Here is a 13,141-nt window from a genome sequence, read left to right on the forward strand (position 1 = left end):
GCTTAGGTACTGGCCAACGTCCGCTCGGCCCTTGCACGCGCCTGCGCGGCAAGGTCAGGCAGGCCGGTCTTTTCATAGACTTCGCTCAGCATCAGGTTCAGCGGCACGCCGTCGGGATCATAGGTGCGGCGCATTTCCAAAGCCTGCTGCGCGGCAGAGGCCCGACCATCACGCACCAGTGCATCAAGATGGATCTGCTCAAACAGATCGCGCTGGGCATGGCTGCCGCCGCATTCCGCCATCCGAGGCAGAGCCATGCCCAATTCGCGGATTGCGGTGCTCCAATCCCCTTCGGCATGGGCGGCGATGCCACGGGCGGCAGGCAGGGCGACTTCGGCCCATGCGGCATGGTCATAGGCGTTAGTTTCGGCGGCGCGGGCTTCTATTGCGGTGAGCATCTCTGCCGCCTCGGGTCGTTCGGTGCGGCAAAGGGCATAGAGGTATTGCAGTGTCAGGAAGGGGCTGACCGTGTCTTGCCCCCGGGCCGCTACATGATCGGCTACATCGCTCCAACGGTCTCCGACATCAATGCCTGCAAACTCCATTCGCGCCAATAGAGACACCGCGCCGACCTGATCTTGGGAATAGTCCTTCTCCAGCCCCCAGATGTGTTGGTCATAGGCGGCGCGCACGTCGTCATGGCGACCTTGCGACAGGTAGAAGAGCGCCAGATGCCACCAGTTATGACTGCGCATGAAGGAGTTCAGATCGCTCCAAGTCTCTGCCACGCTTTCCATGAAGCGCGCGCCTTCGGCCACGCGGCCTTGGGTAAGCATCACATGGGCCATCGCGTGATGCGCCCAAGGTTCATCATGGCGCAGCTCCATCGCACGGCGGGCGGCGGCCTCGGCCCGGTCGAGCAGGTGGCACTGCTCGTAGCCAAATGCGATCATGCCGTGGGTATAGGCAATGTCCTCGGCCTCGGGCACGGATTTCAGCGCCAGGCGCAACATGCCAGCGGCATCGCCGGTGTTGAAGAGATGGTATTGCGCCAGTTTCAGCATCGCCAGATCGCGCGGCCATTGGTCAGTGAGCGTGTCGCAGGCAGCTAGAAGGGCAGGCACATCGCCCTCGACCCAATGCCCCACCACGCGAATGACTTCTTGTTCACGGGCGTTTGCGACTTTCGAGGCGTTGGCGCGTTCTAGATAGGGACGCGCCTTTGACGGCGCTATGGGATGCTCAAGAAACATCCACAAAAGGGCCGCGTAGGCGTTGACCAGCGGGCAGTCTGGGTCGGTATCGGCGGCGGCGATGATGCCTGCGGCTTTGGGCTGGTAGGACAGAAAACCGTGGATGAAATCATTGATCGCCTGCAGGGTTTCCGGGCGGCTGGCTGTCGTTTCCAATCCGTAAAGGTCTTGTGTCATCTCGGGTCTCCGGCGGTGTCGTGAAATTGGCGCAGGTATTGGGCGACGGCAGGGGCTGCGTCCCAATGGATCGAATGGCCCGCATCGGGCAGAGTGGCCTGCACCACGTTCGGTATCTGCGCGAAAGCTTCTTCAGCGGCGGCGCGGGGGATCAGCAGGTCTTCGGCCCCGTGGAGCACTTGGGTCGGGCAGGTCAGATCAAAGGGCCGGACCGTGGGGCGGAAACCGCGTAGTGCTTCGAGTTGATGGGCCATGGCTTCCGCACTTTGTGCATGGGGATAGGCCAGCGCGGCGGAGAGGGCGATGTCTGTATTGGCTGGATCGGTGAAGAAACCGGGGACGAAAATCCACGGGTAAAGCGCGCGAAGCCAAAGCTGCTCCCCCTCCGGCGCGTGGCGGACGGCGAGCAGCGCGTCGAACACCGCCATGGTGCGCGGCGCACGGACCGGGGCGGAGGCGAGGATGCTGAGCGCTTGGATGCGCTCGGGTGCTAAGCCAAAAAGCTCCATCGCCATCAGCCCGCCCATGGAATGGCCGACAACGTGAAAGGTCTCATGCCCCAGATGGTCCATCAGGGCCAGCGCATCCCGTGCCATCTGCGCGACGGAGGTTTCGGCGTCCCAAGGTGTCGTGCGCCCGGTGCTGCGGTTGTCGGGCCGGATCAGGGTGAAGTGATCGGAAAGCAAAGGGGCCAGTGCACCCCAACTCGCGCTGTCGCTCAGCATCCCGGCCAGCATCAAAAGCGGCGGGCCGCTGCCGTCGACCTCGTAATGGAAGGAGATATCGGAGAGGGGCAGATCAGGCATTCAGCGTGCTCCAACAAGGCAGAAGATCCCCTCCGGCAGGGGTGGCTGCATAGATCGCGCGGCCGATGGCGCGTGACAGGCAAAGGGCGGCGGCATGGCCGATCATCGCCACATCGCCCGCAGGCCGCGCCGCGGTCGAGAGGGAAAAGACCAGATCGCCGTCATTGGGCATATGTGCTGGCACCACAGCGCGGGCAATGCCGTCATGGGCGGCAACGGCGACGCGTTGGCATTCGGCTTTGGTCAGCGTGGCATCGGTGGCGACGATGGCGATGGTGGTATTGGCGCGGGCCGACATGGCGGCCATCTTGCGGCTTTCAAGGGTGAGGCCCAAACCGGTGGAAGGGTCTGGTCCCAGCCCGCCAAACTCCCTGTCGATCTCAAATGGGGCGGCGTGGAAGTAGCGGTCACCGGGCGTGGTGACGGCACCGACCGGATTGGCCCCCACCAACGCGCCGACCATGCTGCCATCGGGCAGCAGTAGGCTGGCAGAGCCGAGACCACCTTTTACCATCGCGCTGAGCGCGCCCGTGCCCGCGCCGACAGAGCCTATCTCGAACTCCTTGCCCGCTGCCTCAAGGGCTTTGCGGCCCAGATCGACATAGGGGTTCTGCGCCCATTCCTTGTCTCCGCCGTTGAGCAAATCAAACAGGATCGCACCGGGCACCAGCGGAATCAGCGCATCGCCCACACGAAAACCACGCCCCTGCGCACGGAGCGCATCCACCACGCCTGAGCAGGCGTCGAGCCCGTAGGCAGAGCCGCCCGAGAGCACCAGCGCATCCACCGCCGCGACGGTTTTATCGGGGGCCAGCAAATCAGTCTCGCGCGTGCCCGGCGCACCACCCATGACATGAACAGAGGCCGTGAAGGGCGCATCGCCGATCAGCACGGTGCTGCCGGATTTCAGCCGCGCGTCCTGCGCATTGCCCACCTTGATCCCCGTCACATCGGTGATCAGGTTGCGGGGGCCGGGGCGCATCGGGGCGCTCATGTCAGGCTCTTCACGTGAAACATCCCCGTACTGGTGCAAATGGGCGAGGGGTCTAGCAGTGGCATCGTCACTCCGGCATTGATTTCGCGCGGAGTTTGCGCGCTTCCCCAGCGGATGCCAAGACCCGGTAACGGCAGGCGACGAGAGTGCTCAGCATAGGCCGCAAAAAAGGGCGCGCAGGTTGCCCCGCGCGCCCAATCCATTCGGCATGGCCGTTGGTTTACTTTTGCTCTTCGGCGACGGCGGCGGCGACCGCCTCTTCAAAGATCGCCAGACCTTCTTCGACGATGGCGTCGGATGCGGTCAGCGGCACCATGACACGCACGGCGTTGCCATGCATGCCACAGCTCAGCAGCAGCAGGCCGCGCTTTAGAGCATGGGCAATGACACGTTTGGTGAAATCCGCGTCAGGCTTGGCGCTGTCGAAATCGGTCACAAATTCAACGGCGACCATCGCACCAAGGCCACGGATATCCCAGAAACGGAAAGGCGCGGAACGCTCGCCAATCTCGGCAAAGCGGGCTTTGAGCGTTTCGCCCATCGCGGTCGACCGGGCCAGCAGACCTTCGTCTTCGATCGCTTCAATCGCCGCCAGAGCTGCGGCGCAAGCCACCGGGTTGCCGCCGTAGGTGCCGCCCAAGCCGCCGGGGGCCATCGCGTCCATCACATCGGCGCGGCCAATCACGCCGGCCAACGGATAGCCGCCCGCCATGGATTTGGCCACGGTGATCAGGTCTGGCACGACGCCGGAATGCTCAATTGCGAACCATGTGCCGGTGCGGCCAAAGCCTGCCTGAACTTCGTCAGCGATCAACAGAATGCCGTGCTGGTCACAGATCGCGCGCAGCTCTAGCATCATGTCGAAGGGCACCGGGGTATAGCCGCCTTCGCCCAAGACCGGCTCGATGATAATCGCGGCCACGCGTTCGGGCTGGGCATCGGTCAGGAAGAGGTTCTTCAGCCCGGTCAGCGCATCCTGCACGGTGATGCCGTCACGGACCGACGGGAAGGGCGCGCGGAAGACATCCGCCGGGAAGGGGCCCACGTCTTTTTTGTAGGGCGTGACCTTGCCGGTCATGCCCAGCGTCAGCAGGGTGCGACCATGATAGCCGCCGGTGAAGGCGATGATGCCCGGACGGCCGGTCGCGGCGCGGGCGATTTTCACTGCGTTCTCAACGGCTTCGGCACCGGTGGTGACCAGCAGCGTCTTCTTGGGCGCGTCACCGGGGGCGAGCGCGTTCAGCTTTTCCGCCAGTTCGACGTAAGGGCCGTAGGGCACGACCTGAAAGCTGGTGTGGGTGTAGTGGTCTTCCTGCGCCTTAGCAGCTTCGACTACTTTCGGGTGGCGATGGCCGGTGTTCAACACGCCGATGCCGCCGACGAAATCGATGTAGCGGTTGCCTTCCACGTCCCACAGCTCGGCATTCTCTGCGTATTTCGCATAGATCGGCGCGGCAGAGGCAACACCGCGCGGCACGGCGGCGTCGCGGCGGGCGACGAGTTCGGTGTTGGTCTGACCGTTGGATTGAGTTGCGGGGTTGGCTTCGACTACGGTCATTTGCGGTGCTGCCTTAGCTTTGCCGGCGGACTTCCGGGTCGATTTCTTGGCGGTGCTGGACATGGAACAGATACCTTATTGGGAAGAAGGAGGGCTAGTGTGTCAGGTCGTTTAAAAAATCCATATTCTGTTTAATATAATTGTCAATCGCCATCGCAGCCACTATTTAACAATTCCCATGAGCATCAGTTGATCCATCGCAATGGCCATCCGGCGAAGGCGATGGCGCCCACAAAGGACAAGTCATTGAACGTCGGCGAAAAACTCAGAGCGATCCGCAAGAAACATGGGCTATCGCAGCGTGAACTTGCGGCCAAGGCGGGGCTCACTAATGGCACGATATCGCTGATCGAAAAGAACCGGACCAGTCCGTCTGTCGCCTCGTTAAAAAGCCTATTGGATGCGATTCCCATCAGCATGGCGGAGTTCTTCTCGATCCTTGAAGAAGACGACAGCGCCAAAGTGTTCTACCGCGCGCAGGAATTGACCGAGATTTCGCCAAGTCACCAAGGTGGCGTGTCACTGCGTCAACTGGGCAATGCGGCGCATCACGCGCTTCAGGTGCTGCATGAAACCTACGAGCCCGGCGCGGATACCGGGCCGGAGTTTCTAAGCCACGATGGCGAAGAAGCCGGTGTGGTGGTGCGCGGGAGTATCGAGGTGACGGTCGATGGCGCGGTAAGCTTGCTGCAATCCGGGGATGGCTATCTCTTCGACAGCCGTTTACCGCATCGGTTCCGCAATATCAGTGATGAGCTGTGCGAGATCGTCAGCGCCTGCACACCCCCAAGTTTCTAATACCGCCCTTATAAATATCGACCGCCCCGAGCGTTCTGCTCGGGGCGGTCGATAGGGTGTCAGGTCTTAGTAGTCTGACCGGTAGTTCGACCTCTGGGTCTCCGGTTGCTGCTCGTCGCGCCCGGTACGGTCCTCATCCGGGTGAAGTTCCCTTCTGCCCGTCGTAAGGGCAAGGATGATGACCGCTGCTAAGGTCAGGATGGTCAGACCGCCGAGAAATAGCTCAGTGGGCATCTCCGTATTCCTTTTTGCACTGCGTTTCAGGTGCTCAACCGCGCGCGGAGCAAAGGGTTCCGACTAATTTTTCGCTCATGACGAGTCTGTGACACGCAGGCCACGATTCCGGCAAGATTCCGCAGACCGTTTCCCGGGTCAGTAGTCGTAGACGATCTTGCTGTCCTTCGGGACAGGGAAATTTACCCGTATTTGGTATACGTCATCGGTCGTCTCTACCTCCACTTGGCCATTGAGTTGCCGGGTAAAGGCAAGGATCAGCCGCGAGCCCAGACCGGTGCCTGATTTCACTTCTTCGGGGTTGCCGATGGTGTTGCGCACTTCAAGCATCGCCTGTTCCGGGCCAGTGTAGATCAGCTTGAGCGAGATAAACCCTTTGCCATGCTCGACCGTAGAGACATATTTCAGCGCATTGGTCAGCGCTTCGGACACCAGCAGGGTCAATGGAGCGGCATCGTCGGCGTCAATGTCGATCGCCTCAAAAGACTGCTCAACCTTCACGCCAGAGCCTGAGGCAAGCCCCACGGACAGCAGTTGACCCACGATCTCGCGCAGCAACTCGCTCGCGTTGACCCGTACAAGATCGTCGTTTTGGTAGAGGTTTTTATGAACAGTGGCGAGGCTAAGGATCCGATCTTGCAGCCGCCGCAGGACAAAGCGGGCGTCCTCGCTCTTGGCCTGACGGATCTGCATGTTCATGATCGAAGAGATAAGCTGCAGGTTATTTTTAACCCGGTGATGAACCTCTTTTAGCAGGATGTTCTTTTGGCGGAGGCTGTCTTCCAGCGTTGCCTCATCTCTCAAAATCGATTCCGCCATACCGACAAAGGCAGATTCCATCTCCACCAATTCAGTCGGCACCGAGGGGCCGAGCGTGCCACGGGGCAAGGTGCGGTTCAGCGCGAAGCGGCGCATCTGCCGCCCAAGCTTGCGAATGTGGTTAATCGCCAACCTGTTCAACGCCCAAAAGGCCACGATAAGGCTCGCCAGCCACATAACGATGGGCAAAAGCGCACTTAGCCGTGTGGAAACGCCGGTATCGAGAAAGGGGGTGTTGCTCGGCCAAGCGCTCAGCGCAAAAACAGTGTCGGGCACAATCGGCACGATCGCATAGGCGCGTTCTTGGCCTTCGGAGTTGTGCGAAAAGAATACGTTCGGCTCTGCGGTGGTCAGCAGCGACAGGGCGACATCGCTGGGATATTCCTTCTTTGCGACTTCCAGTCCATTTTCCGTAGTAAGGATATGACCCTTTTTGTTGAGGGTCATCATCGCGACGCTGCTGTGCTTTCCCTTCGGCTCGCGGATCGCATTGATCGCATCTTCGGGGATGCTGAGGGCCATGAATCCAATTAGCTCGCGCTCTTCATAGACCGGCGCGTTGATCAAGGTGACTACTTGATTGCTAACGGCCCCCTGCAAAACCGGCATCGCCCGGCGCACCGGCGCTTTCAGCAATGATTGGAAGTTTTTGTCATCGGAAAAATCATGGTTCTGCCCTGTGGAAGAGCAAGTCATCCGCCCATCAAGGCCGATAAATCCCACGAGTGAATAGATATCCGAGGCCTGTTTGTACTCCTTCAGAAACGCCGTGCATTCCTCTGGGTTATCCCGCCGCAGGCGCACGATGGAGGTCAAGGCTTCGGCGGCACCAAAGGCCTCTTGGATCACCCGGCGTTCCGCCGCGGATGCTTGTTCCGTGACGGCGATCAGCGATAGCTCCGCGCTTTGCCGACTTTGATCCGCAATCTGCCGTGTCTGTACCACCGCGATCAGCCCGATGGGCAAAAGCGCGAGTGACAGAAACAGCAGAATACGGATCGTCAGCCCACGCATCAGATCACCGCTGAAGAAGCCAGATGTCATATTTAGAAAGAAGAAACTTTTGAGGCGGATAGGACAGACATAGTTGCGTCGTCAGTCATCTCAAGCGATTCATTTTCATGGTGGCCAAGCAGTTCGGCAAGGCGCGCGCGAGCCCGATTGGTGCGGCTTTTGATGGTGCCAACGGCAACGCCACACATTTCAGCAGCCTCTTCGTAGGAGAAACCAGAGGCCCCCACAAGAAGCAGCGCTTCGCGTTGCTCATCCTTCAACAGAGCAAGCGCTTTGCGGAAATCGGTCATCTGCATGTGGCCATCGTGCGCGGGCTTTTCGGCCAAACCGTCCGTCAGAACGCCATCGACATCCGACACTTCGCGTTTGGCTTTGCGGCGCGAGGAATAATAAGTGTTACGCAGGATCGTGAAGAGCCACGCACGCATATTGGTGCCAACCTGAAACTTGTCGATATTGGTCCATGCCTTGACCAACGTGTCCTGCACCATGTCGTCTGCCGTTGCACCATTGCGGGTCAGGCTGATGGCAAAGGCCCGCATGGCCGGCAGATGTTCTACCAGCTCGTCTCGCGGATCGGGACGGGTCATTATGACGTTCCTTTTTCTGAATCCTGTTCCTTCAACTTTTGAAGCAGATCCTTGAAACGGTCAGGGATGCCTTCGTCGAGCGTCTCATCGAAGACACGCTTAAGGTTGTCGTCGATGACGCGCTCGCGCTCGTCCTTGTTTCCTGAATTCACTAACATCACCTCTGGCATCGTCGTCTCGTTTAAATAATTATGTACGCATACTGGAACCAAACACAATGTCAGCGTGTTTGGTTCCAAGAAAAGTAAAAAAGGATTCGACTAGATGAACGATGCGACACAAAAGACCAGCATCAGCGATGAACTGGGAGCCAACATCCCCTACCTTCGCCGGTTCGCGCGGGCGATGACAGGCAGCCAAACTAGTGGTGACACATTCGCCGCGGCGGCCCTCGAAGCCATCTTGGTTGATCGCTCGGTGCTCGACGGAGTAGACACAAAGACGGGTCTTTTCAGAGTTCTATATGGAATTTGGGCCAGCGCAGGCGCCCCTGTGGAAGAAGGTGAAAGCGGTCCCCGGGCCAAGGCGCAGCGCCATCTTGCCAGCCTGACCAACAACAGCCGCGAAGCGCTCTTGCTGCACACGATCGAAGGGTTTTCCCACGGTGAAATCGCCAAGATCATCGGTGTTGATGAGGCTGAAGCAGACGAGTTGATCCAGATCGCCCACCGCGAGATGGCCGACAGCACGTCGGGTTCGGTGATGATTATCGAAGACGAAGCCATCATCGCAATGGACATTGAATCCATCGTGGCAGAGATGGGCCACCGCGTTACCGGCATCGCCCGCACCCGCGAAGAGGCTGTGAAACTCGGCAAGGCCGATGTGCCGGACCTTATCCTCGCCGATATTCAGTTGGCCGACAACTCATCGGGTATCGACGCGGTGAACGACCTGCTGAACGAGCTTGGCATGCGTCCTGTGATCTTTATCACGGCCTTCCCTGAGCGCCTGTTGACCGGCGACAAACCCGAACCCGCCTTCCTGATTTCCAAGCCCTATTCGGTGGACCAGGTCGTATCGGCAGTTTCGCAAGCGATGTTCTTTTCCTCGACGGAAACGCTCAACGCCTGAACCGGGTTTGAATGACAGAGCTCCCTGCGCAGTATTTACGCGCAGGGAATGTTTTGCATCAGACACCCGCGCTGCCTAACATCACACAAACATTCAGGAGGCCCTCATGGCCAAGACTACGACAGCTGCCGCAAAAGAGGTGACCATCGACGATCTGTCCAACCAGATCGCGCTCCTCAAAAATGACATCGCATCGCTGACTGAAACTTTGGGCGAATATGGCAAAGCCAAGTCAGAAGAGATGCGCGACAACGCCCGCTCGGCGGCCAACGACTTTGCCGAAACCGGACGTGCCAAAGCGATGGAAGCGCAAAAACAGGCCGAAGAGTTTCTGCACGCCCAGCCCGGCACTGCACTTGGCATTGCAGCGGGACTTGGCTTCCTTGTCGGTATCGTGACGGCACGCCGCTAAGATGCTTACATCGGTGATGCAACATCTGCGCGGGTCCGTGCGGCGCGCGGTCCGCACCGCTATGCTGAGTGCCGGCGCTGCGATCTTTTTGCTAATAGGTCTGCTGTTCCTGACCCTCGCAGCTTGGCTTTACCTCATCACCGTGACCACAACACTTACTGCCGCGCTGATCCTCGGCGCGGCTTACTTTGGCGGTGGGTTTCTCATGCTCGCTCTGGCCGGCTCTGACGGCAGCACCGCGCGTCAGGCGCCCCAGCAAGAACAGCCAACCTCAGCCGAACATGACGGGCTCAAAAATTTGGTTATGGCATTTCTGGCTGGCATAACTGCCGGTCAGAAAGCGCGGCGTTAACAGCGTTCAACAAGGTGCTGCTGGAAAAAGGGCGGGTAATGAACCTCAGCCCTTTCTCTGTATCGGTCAAACGGGGCTTATCGCTCATGATACAGATCACCGGAAACCACACCTGTAAATTGCGCAACTCTGGCAAATACTGATGAAACTGTTCCTGCCTTAGCGACAGGACCGCGAGCCGAGTATCGCTGATGTTCTCTACCAGTTTGCTGACGTCGAATGCCTCCAAAACGTCAATTTGCGATTGCGGAAAGGCGTTAGAAAGCGTTTCATTTATGTCTGAACAGACCAACGGGTCCGGTTCGTAGATCAAGATCGACATGGTCTTCCCCCGGTGAGCAAAAGCCTGTTTTTACGGGCGGTATCATAGGGGTGCATTAAACTAAGACATAAGAGGGCAACTTTTCCTGATGACGACACAATGCCGCTATTGCCCCCTTCAACGCAAAGATGCCTTCCTGCCGATGTCGAAAGAAGAGTTGAGCTTTATGGAGAAGTTCAAGTCTGGCGAATTGACGGTTGAGCCGGGCACACCGATCCTGCTTGAGGGCTCAAATTCGCCGCAGCTTTACACGGCGCTGACCGGGATGGGCATCCGCGACAAAACGCTGGAGAACGGCAATCGGCAGGTCATCAGCTTTGTCTTCCCCGGTGATTTTATCGGCTTGCAGGCAGGCATCATGGGCGAGATGGGCCATTCGGTCGAGGCCCGGACTCACATGCGCCTTTGTGTGTTCAACCGCAGTGAGTTTTGGAATTTCTTTAAGTCCCACCCCGAACGCGCCTTCGACATCACGTGGCTTGCCGCCATCGAAGAGCATTTCATGGGCGAAGTCCTCGCCACGATCGGCCAGCGCACTGCGATACAGGCCATCGCTTGGGCGATGGTCAAGATATTCGAACGGGGCCAATCGCTGGGCATGGTCACCCACAACCAGATGCCGTTGCCCTACTCGCAACGGGATCTTGCCGACGCTCTTGGCCTGTCAGTGGTCCATACGAATAAAACGCTCAGCGCTTTGAAGGAGCGGCAGTTGCTTTCATGGTCCGACAGGGTGCTTCAGATCAACAACCTCGCCGCCTTAGCAAAAGTGGGCATGACCACACTCGAGGGCCGCCAAAAGCGCCCCCTGCTGTAGCGGTCACTCCTCCGCAATGTCGATATAGGTATCCGCCGCCTCGGCCCCACGACGCCCGCGCGGTTTGGCCGGGCCGACTGTGCTGTCTGACCGCGTGCGCCGTTCGACCTGAGCGTTCAGCGCTGCACCAAACAGGATCAAAAAGCTGCTGATCCAAAGCCATACCAGCATCGCAATTACGGCCCCGATAGAGCCATAGACCTGATTATAATTCCCAAAGTTGGCCACGTAATAGGAAAACCCGATCGACAGAACCGCCCAAGACAAAACAGCCAAGACCGCCCCGCTGCTCAGCCAGGGCAGTCGCGCTGCACGTCGGTTTGGACCAAAGCGGTAGAGCACCCCAACCCCGGCAAACAGCACCACCGTGGCCACGGTCCAGCGCAGCAGATCGGCCACGGCGTTGCCAAAAGGGCCCAGAGGGATAAAGGCTAGGATGATGGGTGCGACCACCACGGCCAACAGCGCCACGATCCCGACAGCCACAAGGCTGACCGTCAGCAGCAGCGCATGGAGGTAGTGCTTCGCCGTGTTGCGGTTGCGTTCGTTATAAACGGCATTCAGCCCGATCACCATCGCGCCCACACCAGCCCGCGCCGACCAAAGCGCCACCAGCAAAGACAAGATACCAGCCCAGCCCAGCGTATCAGCCCGTGCAGTGACCAGACCGGTCACCTGTGTATTGATTATGTCATAGACATCAGCCGGCAGCAGCCCGCGGACATCCTCCAGCTGGGCAATCACCACCACCGGGTCTGAGATCAGTCCCAAAAGCGCGATCAGCGCGGCCAGCGCCGGGAACAGGGACAGCATGGCGAAAAATGCCACCCCAGCCGAGATCAGCGCAAGATTGTCATCCGCCGCCTGTTTCAAGCTCGCCTTGAAGGCATCCCAATAGATCGCCGGTCGGGTCGGAGGTCTGCGCAGCACCAAAGCCTATCCTTTCACTCCGGACCCGGCTTTAATCGGGACCGCCTTGCGTCATATATCCTCCACATCGTCGCGGACCTGTCCCCAAGCGACAAGGGTAAAGACCAAGGTGCCCCCGATGATGTTGCCCACAAGCACCGGCAGGAAGAAGCCAAAGATCGCCTGACGGAACCCCAGGCCGCCATGCAGGATAAGTGCGGCCATCTCGACCGAGCCTGCAACGATATGTGTAAAATCACCCGCTGCAATGAGCCATGTAAAGGTCAGGATCAGGAAGAACGCTGCCTCATCCGCCTCAGGCAGCATCCAGACAATCAGCGCCACGATCACCCCCGCAGGAATAGCGCGCCAGAACCCCTCAGACGGAGGCATTCCGGTGGCATGTTCCGACAAGCTAATGATGGCAGGCAGAATTTCCCCAGGAATTGCAGGCGTATGAATAAACAGCGCCGCTGCGGCGAAGGCACCGATGACATTCGCCCCCAGCACCACTCCCCAAAGCCGCAAGAGGCTGCCAAAGACATACCAGCTACGCTCTTGCATCAGTGGCAGAACGGTGGTGATGGTATTTTCGGTAAACAACTGCATCCGGCCCATGATGACCGCGATGAAGCCTAAGGAATAGCCGAGGTTCTCAAGAAGGAACCGCCACTCAGCATCCGGCAAATAGGTCCGAAAAATCGCTTCGCCCAAGACCGACAGGCTGATCAGCATCCCCGCAGAGATCCCCGACCAGATCAGCGACCGGTTGGTGCGGTTCAACTCATCGCGGCCCTCACGCCGGATCACCTCATAGATCAGCTTTGGCGAAAGCGCCGCTGCCTCACTGACAGAGCGTTCTTCTGCCTCTTCCTGCACGGCGGAAGTGGTGGGCTTTTTCTGGATCAATGGGGCCATCAGCGTTTTCCTGAAAATCATGGACATCATGAACATAGCCCACCGCGGCCCCGCGCACAGTAAAAAGCCCGCTTCGCCTGTTCTGCGCACTGATTTCACGGCTCAAGCAAACAATTTACGGCCTCCATGACGAAGCGTCACTTGATGCCTGCCG

The 13,141-nt window shown here is 59.1% G+C and carries 16 protein-coding genes; 5 read left to right on the plus strand and 11 right to left on the minus strand.

Features of this window, described 5'->3' with window-relative positions:
• Positions 1-2: 2 nt before the first annotated feature.
• From K3759_RS00735 to gabT, 4 genes are all read right to left on the minus strand, one after another.
• The gene (locus K3759_RS00735) at positions 3-1,370 is read right to left on the minus strand and encodes a tetratricopeptide repeat protein (protein WP_259983672.1); all 1,368 of its coding nucleotides are present in this window, start codon (positions 1,368-1,370) and stop codon (positions 3-5) included.
• On the minus strand, positions 1,367-2,176 hold the full coding sequence (locus K3759_RS00740; RefSeq protein WP_259983674.1) for an alpha/beta fold hydrolase: 810 nt from the start codon (positions 2,174-2,176) through the stop codon (positions 1,367-1,369). Before K3759_RS00740 ends, K3759_RS00735 begins: the two co-directional genes overlap by 4 nt.
• Complete coding sequence (locus tag K3759_RS00745; protein ID WP_259985683.1) at positions 2,169-3,158, minus strand: P1 family peptidase; 990 nt, start codon at positions 3,156-3,158, stop codon at positions 2,169-2,171. Before K3759_RS00745 ends, K3759_RS00740 begins: the two co-directional genes overlap by 8 nt.
• A 232-nt stretch (positions 3,159-3,390) precedes the next feature.
• A complete protein-coding gene (gene gabT / locus K3759_RS00750) occupies positions 3,391-4,791 on the minus strand; it encodes a 4-aminobutyrate--2-oxoglutarate transaminase (RefSeq protein WP_259983676.1) in 1,401 nt (466 codons plus the stop codon).
• 183 nt (positions 4,792-4,974) lie between these two features.
• Between gabT and K3759_RS00755 the strand changes: the two genes are divergently transcribed.
• Positions 4,975-5,526: a cupin domain-containing protein gene (locus K3759_RS00755; RefSeq protein ID WP_259985684.1), complete on the plus strand. Its 552-nt coding sequence runs from the start codon at positions 4,975-4,977 to the stop codon at positions 5,524-5,526.
• 66 nt (positions 5,527-5,592) lie between these two features.
• Here the strand turns inward: K3759_RS00755 and K3759_RS00760 are convergent, their stop codons facing one another.
• The 4 genes from K3759_RS00760 to K3759_RS00775 form a co-directional block, all read right to left on the minus strand.
• Positions 5,593-5,760, minus strand: a complete 168-nt coding sequence (locus K3759_RS00760) for a hypothetical protein (protein WP_259983677.1) — start codon at positions 5,758-5,760, stop codon at positions 5,593-5,595.
• A 138-nt stretch (positions 5,761-5,898) separates the two neighbouring features.
• Positions 5,899-7,623 (minus strand): sensor histidine kinase, encoded by a 1,725-nt coding sequence (locus K3759_RS00765; RefSeq protein ID WP_259983679.1) that lies wholly within the window; start codon positions 7,621-7,623, stop codon positions 5,899-5,901.
• A 2-nt stretch (positions 7,624-7,625) separates the two neighbouring features.
• Entirely contained in the window at positions 7,626-8,183 is a 558-nt protein-coding gene (locus K3759_RS00770) for an RNA polymerase sigma factor (protein WP_259983680.1), read from the minus strand.
• The gene (locus tag K3759_RS00775; RefSeq protein ID WP_201722086.1) at positions 8,183-8,353 is read right to left on the minus strand and encodes a NepR family anti-sigma factor; all 171 of its coding nucleotides are present in this window, start codon (positions 8,351-8,353) and stop codon (positions 8,183-8,185) included. The genes K3759_RS00770 and K3759_RS00775 overlap by 1 nt, the downstream gene beginning before the upstream one ends.
• A 94-nt stretch (positions 8,354-8,447) precedes the next feature.
• Between K3759_RS00775 and K3759_RS00780 the strand changes: the two genes are divergently transcribed.
• From K3759_RS00780 to K3759_RS00790, 3 genes are all read left to right on the plus strand, one after another.
• On the plus strand, positions 8,448-9,257 hold the full coding sequence (locus K3759_RS00780; protein WP_259983682.1) for a response regulator: 810 nt from the start codon (positions 8,448-8,450) through the stop codon (positions 9,255-9,257).
• 106 nt (positions 9,258-9,363) lie between these two features.
• The gene (locus K3759_RS00785) at positions 9,364-9,669 is read left to right on the plus strand and encodes a YqjD family protein (protein ID WP_259983684.1); all 306 of its coding nucleotides are present in this window, start codon (positions 9,364-9,366) and stop codon (positions 9,667-9,669) included.
• A gap of 16 nt (positions 9,670-9,685) precedes the next feature.
• Positions 9,686-10,021 (plus strand): phage holin family protein, encoded by a 336-nt coding sequence (locus K3759_RS00790; protein ID WP_259983686.1) that lies wholly within the window; start codon positions 9,686-9,688, stop codon positions 10,019-10,021.
• Here K3759_RS00790 and K3759_RS00795 read toward each other — a convergent pair.
• Positions 9,972-10,343 carry a hypothetical protein gene (locus K3759_RS00795; RefSeq protein ID WP_259983688.1) on the minus strand — a complete coding sequence of 124 codons (372 nt, stop codon included), beginning with the start codon at positions 10,341-10,343 and terminating at the stop codon, positions 9,972-9,974. The genes K3759_RS00790 and K3759_RS00795 overlap by 50 nt on opposite strands.
• A gap of 88 nt (positions 10,344-10,431) precedes the next feature.
• Between K3759_RS00795 and K3759_RS00800 the strand changes: the two genes are divergently transcribed.
• Positions 10,432-11,160: a Crp/Fnr family transcriptional regulator gene (locus K3759_RS00800; RefSeq protein ID WP_259983690.1), complete on the plus strand. Its 729-nt coding sequence runs from the start codon at positions 10,432-10,434 to the stop codon at positions 11,158-11,160.
• Positions 11,161-11,163: 3 nt separating this feature from the next.
• Here K3759_RS00800 and K3759_RS00805 read toward each other — a convergent pair whose 3' ends face one another.
• A complete protein-coding gene (locus K3759_RS00805) occupies positions 11,164-12,093 on the minus strand; it encodes a YihY/virulence factor BrkB family protein (protein WP_259983692.1) in 930 nt (309 codons plus the stop codon).
• A gap of 48 nt (positions 12,094-12,141) precedes the next feature.
• Positions 12,142-12,987, minus strand: coding sequence for a formate/nitrite transporter family protein (locus tag K3759_RS00810; RefSeq protein ID WP_259983694.1), 846 nt, complete (start codon positions 12,985-12,987; stop codon positions 12,142-12,144).
• Between the last annotated feature and the right edge of the window lie 154 nt (positions 12,988-13,141).

It is taken from the genome of Sulfitobacter sp. W027 (genome assembly GCF_025143985.1).
GTDB lineage: Bacteria > Pseudomonadota > Alphaproteobacteria > Rhodobacterales > Rhodobacteraceae > Sulfitobacter.

Excerpts from the sequence above, each read along its gene's own strand:
- K3759_RS00735 (WP_259983672.1), bottom strand. The coding sequence starts at position 1,370 with ATGACACAAGACCTTTACGGATTGGAAACGACAGCCAGCCGCCCGGAA.
- K3759_RS00740 (WP_259983674.1), bottom strand. The coding sequence starts at position 2,176 with ATGCCTGATCTGCCCCTCTCCGATATCTCCTTCCATTACGAGGTCGAC.
- K3759_RS00745 (WP_259985683.1), bottom strand. The coding sequence starts at position 3,158 with ATGCGCCCCGGCCCCCGCAACCTGATCACCGATGTGACGGGGATCAAG.
- gabT (WP_259983676.1), bottom strand. The coding sequence starts at position 4,791 with ATGTCCAGCACCGCCAAGAAATCGACCCGGAAGTCCGCCGGCAAAGCT.
- K3759_RS00760 (WP_259983677.1), bottom strand. The coding sequence starts at position 5,760 with ATGCCCACTGAGCTATTTCTCGGCGGTCTGACCATCCTGACCTTAGCA.
- K3759_RS00765 (WP_259983679.1), bottom strand. The coding sequence starts at position 7,623 with ATGACATCTGGCTTCTTCAGCGGTGATCTGATGCGTGGGCTGACGATC.
- K3759_RS00770 (WP_259983680.1), bottom strand. The coding sequence starts at position 8,183 with ATGACCCGTCCCGATCCGCGAGACGAGCTGGTAGAACATCTGCCGGCC.
- K3759_RS00775 (WP_201722086.1), bottom strand. The coding sequence starts at position 8,353 with ATGCCAGAGGTGATGTTAGTGAATTCAGGAAACAAGGACGAGCGCGAG.
- K3759_RS00780 (WP_259983682.1), top strand. The coding sequence starts at position 8,448 with ATGAACGATGCGACACAAAAGACCAGCATCAGCGATGAACTGGGAGCC.
- K3759_RS00785 (WP_259983684.1), top strand. The coding sequence starts at position 9,364 with ATGGCCAAGACTACGACAGCTGCCGCAAAAGAGGTGACCATCGACGAT.
- K3759_RS00790 (WP_259983686.1), top strand. The coding sequence starts at position 9,686 with ATGCAACATCTGCGCGGGTCCGTGCGGCGCGCGGTCCGCACCGCTATG.
- K3759_RS00795 (WP_259983688.1), bottom strand. The coding sequence starts at position 10,343 with ATGTCGATCTTGATCTACGAACCGGACCCGTTGGTCTGTTCAGACATA.
- K3759_RS00800 (WP_259983690.1), top strand. The coding sequence starts at position 10,432 with ATGACGACACAATGCCGCTATTGCCCCCTTCAACGCAAAGATGCCTTC.
- K3759_RS00810 (WP_259983694.1), bottom strand. The coding sequence starts at position 12,987 with ATGGCCCCATTGATCCAGAAAAAGCCCACCACTTCCGCCGTGCAGGAA.